The sequence below is a fragment of the Nonomuraea sp. NPDC005730 genome, from assembly GCF_040630865.1.
Classification (GTDB): domain Bacteria; phylum Actinomycetota; class Actinomycetes; order Streptosporangiales; family Streptosporangiaceae; genus Nonomuraea.
Genome location: NZ_JBEXYK010000078.1, coordinates 12,079 through 24,315 on the forward strand (window position 1 = coordinate 12,079; position 12,237 = coordinate 24,315).

9 protein-coding genes are annotated in these 12,237 nt (G+C 73.6%); 4 read left to right on the plus strand and 5 right to left on the minus strand.

Annotated features, from left to right (window positions below):
- Positions 1 to 192: 192 nt before the first annotated feature.
- Complete coding sequence (locus tag ABZ444_RS45940) at positions 193 to 1,998, minus strand: hypothetical protein (RefSeq protein ID WP_358010579.1); 1,806 nt, start codon at positions 1,996 to 1,998, stop codon at positions 193 to 195.
- A gap of 108 nt (positions 1,999 to 2,106) precedes the next feature.
- Between ABZ444_RS45940 and ABZ444_RS45945 the strand changes: the two genes are divergently transcribed.
- Complete coding sequence (locus ABZ444_RS45945; RefSeq protein ID WP_358010581.1) at positions 2,107 to 3,117, plus strand: hypothetical protein; 1,011 nt, start codon at positions 2,107 to 2,109, stop codon at positions 3,115 to 3,117.
- A 39-nt stretch (positions 3,118 to 3,156) separates the two neighbouring features.
- Here the strand turns inward: ABZ444_RS45945 and ABZ444_RS45950 are convergent, their stop codons facing one another.
- Complete coding sequence (locus ABZ444_RS45950) at positions 3,157 to 3,759, minus strand: TetR/AcrR family transcriptional regulator C-terminal ligand-binding domain-containing protein (protein ID WP_358010582.1); 603 nt, start codon at positions 3,757 to 3,759, stop codon at positions 3,157 to 3,159.
- Between the two features lie 143 nt (positions 3,760 to 3,902).
- On the opposite strand from ABZ444_RS45950, the gene ABZ444_RS45955 reads away from it, so the two are divergent.
- From ABZ444_RS45955 to ABZ444_RS45965, 3 genes are read left to right on the plus strand one after another with little or no spacing between them, the layout of a single operon-like run.
- The gene (locus ABZ444_RS45955) at positions 3,903 to 5,342 is read left to right on the plus strand and encodes an MFS transporter (RefSeq protein ID WP_358010584.1); all 1,440 of its coding nucleotides are present in this window, start codon (positions 3,903 to 3,905) and stop codon (positions 5,340 to 5,342) included.
- A 33-nt stretch (positions 5,343 to 5,375) separates the two neighbouring features.
- The gene (locus ABZ444_RS45960) at positions 5,376 to 6,221 is read left to right on the plus strand and encodes an alpha/beta hydrolase (protein ID WP_358010586.1); all 846 of its coding nucleotides are present in this window, start codon (positions 5,376 to 5,378) and stop codon (positions 6,219 to 6,221) included.
- Positions 6,218 to 6,706: a hypothetical protein gene (locus ABZ444_RS45965; protein ID WP_358010587.1), complete on the plus strand. Its 489-nt coding sequence runs from the start codon at positions 6,218 to 6,220 to the stop codon at positions 6,704 to 6,706. Before ABZ444_RS45960 ends, ABZ444_RS45965 begins: the two co-directional genes overlap by 4 nt.
- Before the next feature lie 52 nt (positions 6,707 to 6,758).
- On the opposite strand, the gene ABZ444_RS45970 is transcribed toward ABZ444_RS45965, so the two are convergent.
- Genes ABZ444_RS45970 through ABZ444_RS45980 form a run of 3 tightly spaced genes read right to left on the minus strand, consistent with a single transcriptional unit; the run spans position 6,759 to position 12,225 of the window.
- Positions 6,759 to 8,165, minus strand: coding sequence for a glycoside hydrolase family 20 protein (locus tag ABZ444_RS45970; protein ID WP_358010589.1), 1,407 nt, complete (start codon positions 8,163 to 8,165; stop codon positions 6,759 to 6,761).
- A complete protein-coding gene (locus tag ABZ444_RS45975) occupies positions 8,158 to 9,858 on the minus strand; it encodes a beta-galactosidase family protein (protein ID WP_358010591.1) in 1,701 nt (566 codons plus the stop codon). The genes ABZ444_RS45970 and ABZ444_RS45975 overlap by 8 nt, the downstream gene beginning before the upstream one ends.
- Positions 9,859 to 9,879: 21 nt before the next feature.
- Positions 9,880 to 12,225: a discoidin domain-containing protein gene (locus ABZ444_RS45980; RefSeq protein WP_358010592.1), complete on the minus strand. Its 2,346-nt coding sequence runs from the start codon at positions 12,223 to 12,225 to the stop codon at positions 9,880 to 9,882.
- Positions 12,226 to 12,237: the final 12 nt, after the last annotated feature.

Genomic DNA, 12,237 nt, shown 5'->3' on the forward strand with positions numbered 1-12,237 from the left:
TGGTGACTCCTGCCACCGTCACATGGGCGGACCAGTGCATGGGGGTGAAACCTCTCGTAGCAACAACCAGTGCACACGAGAGTGGGTGATCGGACGCGCGGCGCGCCAGGTGTCACCCGTGCCGTTTGTCTGCCATGTCGTGATTGCGACACGGCGCCGACGGCCACCCGGGACGCCCGCCCCCCCGCGAGGTCAGCCGCGCGGGCGGTGGACGACCTTCTCCGTCGAGCGGCCGGGATAGACCACGATCAGGTGCTCCTCCAGCGGCGCGTCGGGGTCGTCCTCGTCCCAGGGCACCGTGCGGGCGTGGACGCGCAGGCGGTAGCGGCCCGGACCGGCGACGGCCATGCCGGGCAGCGGCCCGGCCGCCCCGCTGTCGCCGCCCCTGGGGTAGGCCGGCACCACCAGGCGGCCGCTGCGGCTGATGATGCCCACCTCGACCACCCGGTCCCAGCCGGCGAGCCGGAGCGGCGGGGCGCGGTCGAACGCCTTGACCGTCAGGCACATCGGCGCGTTCTCCTCGGCGGTCACGATGGCGGCGCCGCTGCCCGCGGCGTCGATGAACCCGTCCTCGACGGCGTCGAAGATGTCGGCGGCCTCGTCACCGGCGTCAAAGATGTCGCCGGGGTCGCCCGCGCTGTCGTCGCGGTCGTCGAAGACGGCGTAGCCGCCCCCCTCGAACAACATGTACGCGGCCGTGCCCTGCCGTCTGGCCCGCACCCCCGGCCACGGATCGGCGCACCTGGCGTTCGCCTCGGCCTTCCACCTGGCCTCCTGAAGATCGCGCTCGGCCTGGCGGCGGTGGGCGTCGGCGGTCTGCCGGGCGACGATGCCGGGGCACAGGTACTCCAGGGCCGCGCCCAGCTCGATGGAGTCCCCCATGCCGCCGGCCCGCCTGTGCAGCGCGAGCCGTTCCTCGTCGCCGGGCAGCGCGCACAACTGCCCGCCGTAGGCCAGGACGCGCTGGTCGGCCAGCCGTCCCGGGAACATCGTGCCCGCGGCGAAGGTGTCGCTCCTGGCCAGGCAGAGGAACGACCGCCGCCGCTCCTGCGGGCCGAGGCCGGTCGCGGGCCGGAGCCGCTCGCTGCAGCCCTCGTCCGCGGCCGTGTAGGTGAGCCGGGCGTCCCGCTCCGCGCCGACGACCGCCATCGGCAGCACCAGCAGGATCGCGGCGGCGGCGAGCAGCCGCGGCGTCCGCCCGGTTCCGGCCGCCGCGCCGTCCGGGCGGGGCACGGCGAGCTCGTGCGCGGTGCGCGCCGCCCACACGACGAGCAGCCCGTCGAGCGCCTGCACGACGAGCGGCAGGCCGTCGAACGTCAGCCGTCCGATGTGGAGCAGCCAGGAGGCCTCCGGGACCAGCAGGGCGGTCAGGCCGACGGCGACCGTGACGGCGCCGAACCGGCTGTCGCGTCCCTGCCCTGCGATGATCATCACCTTGCCCATGACGGTGGCCGGCACCAGCGGGAACGACAGCGCCAGCAGGGGGATCTCGGCGAACGGCCGCGACGCCGCGCCCAGGATCCCGGCCAGGCCGAGCCCGAGTGTGATCATCCGGAACCGGGCCGTGACCCCGGTGAGCGTCCGTACCAGCAGCAGCATGGTGGCGGCCCACACCGCCCAGCGCACGACGTACTCCGCGAGGCTGGAGAGGTCGTCGAGGAGGTCCCAGAGCAGCAGGTCGCCGGCCACGTCCGCGTAGAGCAGGCGCCGCAGCCACACCACGTCCCGCGGCAACGCCCCGGTGCCCGCCCGGACGGGCCCGCGCAGGATCTGCCACAACGCCCACGCGTTGAGCACGCAGATCGCCGCGGGCAGCAGCCGCGCCTCGCCGGCCCCCGGCCGGACGTCGGCCGTCGCGACGGCGACGAACCACCGCCCGCCGTCGTACCAGGCGGCGACGGCGGCGGCGGTCAGGTAGAGCGCGACGGCGACGACGGCCGGACGCCCGAAGCGGTGGCGGGCGACGGCCCGGAGTAAGGCGGCGATGCGAATGATCATATTGGGCCGTCGTGCCGTCCTGGTGCCCCGCGCCGCGCCGCCGCTGCGGTTAGCATGGAACGGGATCGGGGATCGTGGCGACACTCGGCGACGAAGCGAGATCTCTGCATGCGTACGACCCCCCGCAAGCTTCGCAACACCCTGAGCTGGTACGCGTTCGGCCTCTCCTGCGCGGTGACGCTGCTCGCCGCGGTGCTCATGGTGTTCTTCGACCCGGCCCTCACCAGGGCGGCGGTGCTCTCCTCGATCGGCCTCAACCTGATCGCGTCCGTGGCCTTCGCCGTCGTGTTCTCCGTCCTGAGCTCCCAGGTGCAGCAGCGCAGCATGGAGGAGAACATCGCCCAGCACCTGGACGACCTGGCCACGGGGCTGCGCACCGAGGTGGCCTCGATGCACAAGGGCTTCATGCCGACGGCCGTCTACCCGTCCTTCGACCCGGTGGACGGCACGTACGGGGACGCCTTCAACAAGGACGTGACCGCGAGCCTGGAGGCCACCGGGTTCTACGCCTTCTGCGGCCCGAGCGCCCGCTACGTGTCGGCCCGGCTGGCCAGGTCCCGCCACTTCCCCCACCAGGTCCGGGTCGCGATGCTCAACCCCGGCGACAAGCTGGCCATCTCGCGCCGCGCCACCGACCGGACCAGCTGGGCCAGGCTGGCGGGCAAGGACAACTCCACCCTGTCGGAGGAGCTGCGCGAGGAGCTCATCATGAGCACGGTCGCGCTGTTCGACTACCGGCACATCTGCCCGGTGGACCTGGCCTACATCGAGGACACCGCGACCTACCGGTTCGAGATCTTCGACGACGCCATCTACCTCTCCTGGTACCACGGCCCGCAGTCGATCTCGAAGGAGATGCCGGAGTCGCTCAGGTTCGCCGCCGAGTCCTTCCTCTACCAGCTGCTCCGCCTCGACCTCATGCGCAGGTTCGAGATCGTCGAGAGCCGGGTGCGGTTCGAGGCGGGCCAGGACGACACCTTCCTCATCGCCCACCTGACGGCGGTCCTCGGCTCCTCTGTGTCGGCCGCCGACCTGGAGCGCTGGCGCACGCGGTACCGGGAGTACACCGCGGACTTCACCGGCTACCTCGACACCGTCTACGCCGAGCTCAAACTCTGACGGGCTCGCGGGACGGCGGCACCAGGCAGGGGCCCGGCCTCAGAGGGCCCCGGCGCGGGCCGCCGCCAGCGCCGCCGCGGCGGCCCGGTCGGCGGCCGCCTCGTCGAGGGCCTCCCCGGTGTTGAGCAGGGCGTAGTACAGGGGCGCGGACACGGCGGCGATCACCCGGCGCGGGTCGGTGCCGGGCGGCAGCTCGCCGCGCCCGATCGCGTCGGTGACGCAGCCGGCCCACTCCTCGATGCGCACGGCGTAGAAACGGTGCAGCGCCCGGGCGGCCTCCCCGTCGCAGAGCGAGGCGGCGATCAGCGCCTTGAACAGGCGTCCCTGGCGGGGGTCGGTGAGGGTCTTGACGACCAGGCGGGCGTTGTCGCGCAGGTCCGCCTGCACGTCGCCGTTGCGGGCGCGGGGCAGCGAGGTCTCCGCCATGTCCTTGAGCAGGTCGGCGGCGAGCGCGCCGGGCGTGCCCCAGCGGCGGTAGACGGTGGTCTTGCCGACCTCCGCGAGGCGGGCGATGTCAGCGAGGTCGAGCCCGGCGAAGCCCTTCTCGACCAGAGTGTCGCCGGCGGCCCGCAGGACGGCCTCGCGGACGCGGGCAGTGCGCCCACCAGGGCGGACGGCACCCGGCGGTGGGACGGCGGCCATACGGATTCCTCCTCGTTCGAACCCTTATCGGGACCATAGTTCCCTTAGGGGCAGTTCTGGTGCTACTGTTCTCGCATCTTAACGGAACTACAGCACCGTTTGCGGCGGCATGCCGACCGGCACGCCCGAGAGAAAGCCCTGCCATGACCACCACCACACCCCTGCCCACGTCCGCCGCCCAGGCTCCGCCACGGCACCTGACCGGCCGCCTGCGCCTCGTCCTCGCGGTGCTCCTGGTCGCCCAGTTCATGCTGGCCGTCGACTTCTCGATCCTGAACGTGGCCCTGCCCGCCATCGGCGACGACCTCGGCTTCTCCCTGTCCGGCCTCCAGTGGATCGCCACCGCCTTCGCCCTGTGCGCGGCCGGCTTCACCCTCTTCTTCGGCCGCATCGGAGACCTGGTCGGCCGCAAGCGCATCTTCCTCGGCAGCCTGGCGCTGCTCGGCGCGGCCTCGCTCGCCGGCGGGCTGGCCCCCACCCCCGAGATCCTCATCGTGGCCCGCATCGCCCAGGGCCTGGCCACCGCCGCCGCCACCCCGGCCGGCCTCGCCCTGCTCACCACGTCCTTCCCCGAAGGGCCGCTGCGGCAGAAGGCGCTGGGCCTCAACGGCGCGCTCATGTCGGCCGGGTTCACCGCCGGAGCCGTGCTCGGCGGCGTCCTGACCGACCTGCTCTCCTGGCGCTGGGCGTTCTTCGTCAACGTGCCCGTCGCCCTCGCCGTGCTCCTGGTCGCGCCCGCCGTCATCGCCGAGTCCCGGCCCGCCGACCGTCCCCGGCTCGACCTGCCCGGCGCGCTCAGCGTGACCCTCGGGCTGCTCGGCGTCGTCTACGGCCTGACGCAGGCCGGCGAGCACGGCTGGACCCACCCGCTCGCCCTGACCGGGCTGCTGGGCGGGGCCGTCCTGCTCGGCCTGTTCCACCTGGTCGAACGCCGTGCCGCCGCGCCGCTCGTGCCGCTGCACGTCCTGCGCAAGCCGACCGTGGCCTGGGGCAACCTGCTCGGCCTGCTCGCCTTCGTCACCGAGACGTCCCTGGTGTACCTGCTCACCCTCTACCTGCAGAAGACCCTCGGCTTCACCGCCCTGGCCGCCGGGCTGTCGTTCGGCGTGCTCGGTCTCGGCACCGTGGCCGGCGGCCTGCTCGCCCCGAAGGCGATCGCCCGCACCTCGACCGTGACCGTGCTGGTCGGCGGCGGGCTGCTGCAGGCCGTCAGCACCGGCGCCCTGCTGCTCCTCGGCGGCACCTCGGCCTCGATGGGGTTGCTGCTGCCCGCCACCTTCCTGGGCGGCGTGGGGAACATGCTGGTCATCGTCGGCTTCATGGTCACCGCCACCACCGGCCTGCCCGACCGGGAGCAGGGCCTGGCCACCGGCCTGGCCTCGATGTCCCAGCAGATCGGCATCACCATGGGCACCCCGATCATGTCCGCGATCGTCACCGCCGCGACGGCCGGCGCCGTGACCGGCGCGGCCGTCCTGCACGGCGTCACCGTCGCGATCGCGGCCAACACCGCCCTCGTCCTGCTCGGCGTCCTGGTCGCGGCGCTCTTCCTGCGCGGCCGGCGCGACCGCGCGCACGCCTGACCCGCCATCCCTCTCTCGTTCGCGGAGCACATCATGGATCCTCAGCCCAGCGGCGCGGTGATTGCCGACGCCGGCGTACGCCCGGAACCGTCGTGGTCGCGTCTCGTCCTTCCCGGCTCGCCTCCCGTGCCGGTCCGGGTCCATCGGCCGCGGGGCCTTTCGCCCGCCGGGCTGCTGGTCTGGGCGCACGGCGGCAGCTGGCAGCGCGGCTCGGCCGCCGAATGGCACGACGCCACCGCGGCCCTGGCCGCCTGGTCCGGCTGGACGGTGATCAGCGTCGACTACCGGCTCGCGCCGCGCCACCGCCACCCCGGCGCCGTGCGGGACGTCCTCGCCGCCCTCGCCTGGGCCCAGGGCCAGGCGGCCGGGATCCCGCTCGCCGTGGGCGGCGACAGCGCGGGCGGCACGCTCGCCGCCGGCGCCGCCCTGGCCGCCCGGGACCGCGGCCTGCCGCTGGCCGCGCAGGTGCTGGCCTATCCGCCGTTCGACCCCGCCTGCGCCGGGGCGTCCTACCGCCGCTCGCCGTCGGCGTTCCCGCAGGCGGAGCCGCTGCGCCGGGCCTGGCGCGCCTGGCGCGGCGACCGGCCGGGCGCCGTCCGCGACGCCGACGGCACCCGCCTGTACACGACGCACTGGGAGGCGCCCACCCTGGCCGGGGTGGCCCCCGCCGTCCTCGCCGTCGGCCGCGACGACCCCGTGCACGACGACGTCGAGTCCTACGCGCGACGGCTGCGCGCGGACGGCGTCCCGGTGCGGCTGCTGCGCCCGCCGGGCGCCGTCCACGGCGACGTGCTGCGCCCCGACCGTCCCCTTCTCCGCCTGCTGGCCCGCGCCCTGCGCGAGCAGGCCCCCTCCGACCATCGAGAGGACCACCGATGAACGTTCCCCCCGCCCCCCTTGAGGCGCTCGTCCGCCACTTCGCCGACCTGCGCGACGGCACCCACGCCGGGCACGTCACCCGCCAGGGCAAACAGGACGCCTTCCGGCGGGCCGTCGAACTGCTCGACGCGCCCGCACGGCAGGTGCTGGCCGAGTTCGACAGGCACCTCCTGCTGGGCACCGGCGCCGTCGAGGCCACCGGCACGCGGGCCGACGCCGCGGGCGGCAGCTTCGCCGTCTGGTCGCTGTCGTGGCCGGCGCAGCGGGCGGCGGGCCTCGCGCCGATCACCCTGACCGCCCACTACGGCGCCGGATTCCACCATCCGCACCTGCGGGGCGCCACCGTCGGGGAGTGGCCGCTCAACGTCGCGGACGCGGCGCAGGCGGCGGAGCTCGTTCCCGTCCTGCGCGCCATCGCCGCCGCCGACCTGCACAACCTCGTCTTCCAGCGCGACTGGCGCATCGTGCCCGCCCTCCATCCCTGAGGGAGCCCGTCCCCGCCGCTTCCGGGCCGGCCTGACGTGGTGAGCGCGGCCGCTACGGGCGCGCCGGCCCGCCGGCCTCCCGTACGGCGTCCATGAAGGCGTGGTACGGCATGCCCCCCGCGCCGCTCCACATCTTCTGGGCCAGGACGGCGAAGGTGGGCTCGACCAGGTCGCGCACGTCGTCCTCGGTGTAGGGCGCCGCGGTGATGTCGTTCCACACCGCCGACATGGCGCCCAGCAGCCGCGGATCGCCGGGGGCGACGCTCTGGCCGTCGGGGAAGACGTGCGGCGCCCAGTGGTCGTACAGGTACTCGCCGTCCAGGCCGTCGGGGTGGTAGTAGGTGGCGGCCGGGACGATGTAGAGCAGGGAGTCGCTGGTGTTGACGAAGGAGTAGCCGTCCCGCCCGGCCTCGTGCGGGCCGTACCAGACGGTCGCCCAGCAGTTGATCACCACGTCCCGGTCGTAGCCCTCGGGGACGCCGCCCGCCATCCTGGTCAGGCTGCCCCACGCGCGCGGACTCTTGCCCAGCGCCCGCAGGTGGGCCGCCATCGCGTTGAAGAACTCCTTGTAGCGCGGTTCGTCGGCCAGGTACTCGTCGGCGCCGAAGTGCGCGTGCGGGCCGCGGAACCAGGGGGCGAACTCGGTGAACAGGTCCTTGACGAACTGCGTGGACTCCGGCTTCGACAGGTCCAGGTGGTCGTCACCCAGCCCGAGCGAGGGACGGAACCGGACGAAGGCCAGCGCATGGGCGGGCGCGTCGATCTCGGGGACGAGGGTGACGCCTTCGGCCGCCGCCGCCTCCTCGAAGGAGTCCCAGTCCGCCCGGTCGTAGGCGCCGTCGGCCGAGGCCAGCCCGGCCAGCGCGGGGTCCTCGGGCACCAGGCGGAAGCCCGCCTGCACCTGCGACCAGGTGCCGTCGGGGGCCAGGAAGCCGTTGTCGTTGAGGTGGAGCTGCAGCTCGTTGAGCTTGAACCAGCCCATGACGGCCAGCTGCTCGCGGATGAAGCCCGGCGTGAAGAAGCGGCGGCCCACGTCCAGCATGAAGCCGCGCACCGGGTAGTCGGGCCAGTCGGCGGCGGCGCCCACCGGCAGCTCGGCGGTGGTGCGCAGGATCTGCAGCAGGCTGCGCGTGCCGTGGAACAGGCCGGTGGGCGTGGGCGCGGAGATCCGGACCTGCTCGCCGGTGACGGCGAGCAGATAACCCTCCTCGGCGAAGCGGGCGCCGCCCGCCTCGCACGTCAGCGCCGGGTCGAGGGTCAGCACGACGTCACCGGCGCCCGCCGGCCCGCCGGCCGCGGCCAGGGTCTGGCCGGTGACCTGCCCGATCTCCCGGACGAGCCGGTCACGCAGGCCGGCCTCGTCGCTCACGACCCTGGCCAGCACGGCCCGGGGGAGTACGCCGGCGCCGCCGTCCCACTGCTGCAGGCGCGGGACGACGACCGGGCACGCGTTACCCAAGGCCGGCCTCCTCCCGGATCTCCACGACCGGCTCCGCGCAGCCGTCCAGTTCGAGGACGACGAGCTCGTTGCCGCCCGCGCGCAGCAGCGGCCAGGGCAGGTAGAGGGTGCGCTGAGGGCCCCGGTCCCAGTAGCGGCCCAGGCAGAACCCGTTGACCCAGACGTACCCCTTGGTCCAGCCGGGCAGGGCGAGGTAGGCGTCACGCGGCTCGGCCACGGTGAGCGTGCCGCGGTGGAAGATCGGCCCGGTCGTCGCGCCCGTACGGCCCCACGGCAGCCCGGACACGTCGTCCAGCGGGATGGGCACGGCCTCCCAGTCGTGCACGTACTGCCGCTCGTGCCGCACGCCGCCGACGATGCCCTTGCGGTCGCCCAGCCGGGGGCCGTAGTTGACCCGGCCCATCGACTCGACCAGCAGCTCAACCACCGCCGACGGGCCGGGCACCGCGACCGGCACGCCGGTCAGCCGGTCCCGTTCGAGCACCGCCACCGGCTCGCCGTCCACGAACAGGTGGGCCCGGTCGGCCAGGCCGTCGACGTGCAGCTCGTACGGCCCCCGCGGCCCGTGCACGGTGGCCCGGTAGAGCACCAGCCCGTGGGCCAGCCCGAGCTCCTCGAACGTCGGCGGGCGCGCCCAGCGGCCCGCGACCGGCGGGAGCGCGTCGAACAGCCGCAACGACTGCGTCAGCTCGACCGCGCCGGGCGGGAGCGTCGGCGGCAGCGGCGCCGGCTCGGGCACCGGGCTCTCCTGGTGGGCGGCCAGCACCTTCCTGAAGGCCCAGAACTTCTCGGTCGGCGCGCCGCGTTCGTCGATCGGGGCGTCGTAGTCGTAGGAGGTGACGGTCGGCTGGTACTCCCCGTCCTGCAGGTCGCCGCCCAGGTTGGCGCCGGCCCAGGTGCCGAAGTTGGTGCCGCCGTGGGCCATGTAGAGGTTGACCGACGCGCCCGCGGCGAGCATGCGTTCCAGGATGCCGGCCACCTCGGCGGCGTCCCGGGTGGTGTGGGTGTCGCCCCAGTGGTCGAACCAGCCGTTCCAGAACTCCATGCACGCCGGCGGGTCCTCGGGGCGGAAGCGGGCCAGCTCGGCGAAGGAGCCTTCGGGGTCGGAGCCGAAGTTCACCGTCGCCCGCACGCCCGGCAGGGAGCCGCCGGACAGCATGTGGTCGATCGCGCCGTCGGAGGTGAACAGCGGGACGTCCAGGCCGCGCTCCCGCAGCCCGCCGGCCAGCCAGGCCAGGTAGCGCCGGTCGGAGCCGTAGGAGCCGTACTCGTTCTCGACCTGGACCATGCTCACGTTGCCGCCGCGGGTGACCTGCCGGGCGGCGATGATCGGGATCACCTCGTCGAAGAAGCGCCCGACGTGGCCGAGGAAGGTCTCGTCGTGGCAGCGCAGCGGGGCGTCCCGGTCGGCGAGCAGCCACCAGGGCAGGCCGCCGTTGTCCCATTCGGCGCAGATGTAGGGCCCCGGCCGCACGATCGCCCGCAGCCCCTCCTCGGCCGCCAGGTCCAGGAAGCGGCCCAGGTCGGCCCGGCCGGTGAAGTCGAAGTGGCCGGGCCGCGGCTCGTGCAGGTTCCAGGCCACGTACGTCTCGACGGTGTCCAGGCCCATGGCCCGCAGCATGGCCAGGCGCTGCCGCCACTGCTCCGGAAGGACCCGGAAGTAATGCATCGCTCCCGACAGCACCTGAGTCATGCTTTCATTCTCCTGATCTGGTCAGCGGGTGACGATCTCGTAGAGGGCGAGGTTGCCCCATTCGAGGTTCGCCTTGTGGACGATCAGCCGGATCTTCTGGGTGGACACCGGCGCGGGCAGCCGCATCGTGCTGGTCTCGACGGTGGCGCTGCTGGACGGCCAGTCGATGAGGTGGTGGTCGACCCGGGTGACCCAGGAGTCGCCGTCCCAGGACTGGAGGGAGACGTCCGTGATGCCCTGGCCCTTGGCCCAGGCGGTGTGCAGGGTCACCTCCGAGACGGTCCGCGGCGTGCGGTAGTCGACGGTGATGTCGCCGGGGAAGGTCACCCCGGTCGAGGCCGAGGCCCACGGCGTGCCGGGGTCGCCGTCGATCAGGTTCTCCAGCGCGGACGCCGACACGAACGACGAGGTGGCCACCGGCACGCCGCCGGGCGGCAGGTACGGCTCGGTGGCGGCGGGCACGCTCAGGCGCACCTCACCGATCCGGAAGCGGCCCTCGCCCGTGACGACCAGCCGCACCCGGCGCGTGGTGACCTCCGCGGCGAGCGTCACCGCCTGCTTCGCGCCGCTCGCCCTGGTCTGCCAGGTGCGGCCGTCGTCGGAGGTCTGGACGTCGAACACGATGTCCGGCGAACCGCTCACCTCGACGCGGCTGAAGGTGCGGGGCAGGGCGTAGGTCAGGTCGACGGTGCCGGGGAAGCGCGGCCTGGGCACGCTCTGCCAGAAGGTGGCCGGGTCGCGGTCGGCCAGCCGCTCCAGGTGGCCCTTGGGCGTGAACGTGCTGCTCACGGCAGGCAGCGGGACGGCCCGCTGGTAGGCCCCGAGGTCGGGCGCCGCGTCCGGGACGGGCGTGCCGGCCAGGTCGGAGACGGCGGGCAGGGTCACGCCCGCGTCGAACACCGGCGAGCCGTCGAGCGGGCGGTAACCGGCCAGGCCGCCGGAGCCGGGCGAGGCCAGCCGGGGGTCGGCCACGATCGCCTTGTGGTCGGGCCCCGTCGGCGGCTGCGGCGTGCCCCAGTAGAGGTTGTGGTCGTAGATCGCGCCGTTCTTTCCGTCGAAGCCGGCGCCGGCCGCGTTGAGGAACACGTTGTCGCGCACCGTGACGCCCGCGGCGTCGTTGTAGATGCGCACGACCTTGCCCAGGGGATACTTGCCGGCCCCGGCCAGCGGCGGCTTGACCTCGACCACCCGGCCGTCGGCGTAGACGGTGTTGTTGTGGATGACGGTGCCGTGGGTGGCGGTGGACAGCCCGAACACCTCGTAGCCGTCGCTCTCGCTGACGTTGTAGCGGACCACGGTGTCGCGGGTGGGCGCGCCGGCGAAGGACACCGCGATGAAGAACCCGCCGTCGTTGTGGTGGCTGTAGTTGTACTGCACGATGCTGCGGTTGTTGTCGGCGTCGGAGTCGAAGCCGTGCCCGTCGGAGCCCGGACCGTTGAAGCCGGTGCCGCTGACCTCGTTGCGCTGGACGACGAGGTCGTCGTTGCCCTGCCACCAGATGCCGACGTTGCCGCCGGTCGGCTTGGTGCGGCCGGTCACCGCCCGCTCGACCTTGTTGCCCTCGACGAGCGCGCCCTTGGTGTGCATCGGGGTGATGCCGCCGCCGGTCACGTCATGGACGCGGTTGCCGCGGATGACGACGCCCGTGCTCGGCGTCCAGGTGACCACCTCGCTGTCGGGGATGCCGGTCTCGACCGGGTACAGGCTGGTCATGCCGTTGCGGCGGGACCAGGTGGACCACATGATGATCCCGTAGGAGCCGATCTTCGAGATCTCGTTGTCCTCGATGACCAGCCGGTCGAACCAGGTCGGCGTCCGGTTGCCCCTGATCGAGATCAGCAGCCCGGCCGTGGCGACGCTGTGGCCGCCGGCGCCGTCCACGTCGTGGATGTCGAGGTTGCGCAGGGTGACGTTCGCCAGCTTGCCGGAGTCCTTGGCGTACAGGTTGACGCCGGTGCGGTAGACGGCCCGGCCGTCGCTGTTGGACACCTGGAGGCCGTCCACGACGAAGTCGTGCACGTCGGCGATCGTGACGGCGGCGGTGTCGAGCCCGCCGCCCTCGATCAGCGGCTTGGCGCCCTGGCCGTAGGAGCCGACCGTCGCCGGTTCGCCGGGCGCGCCGGCGCCCTTCAGGGTGAGCCGGCCGGTCCAGCGCTGCCCGGCCCGGAACAGCAGCCGGTCGCCGGGGCCGAGTGTCAGCTCGCTCGCCTTGTCCAGGCTCCGCCAGGCGGTGGCCGGGCTCGATCCGTCGGCGGCGTCGTCGCCGGCCGAGGCGTCGACGTAGTAGGTGGTGCCGGTCGCGGCCTGCGCGGGGGTGGCGGCCAGGAGTCCGGCGAACAGCGTTAATGCGGTGACGATGACGCGCAAGAGCGGGCGTCC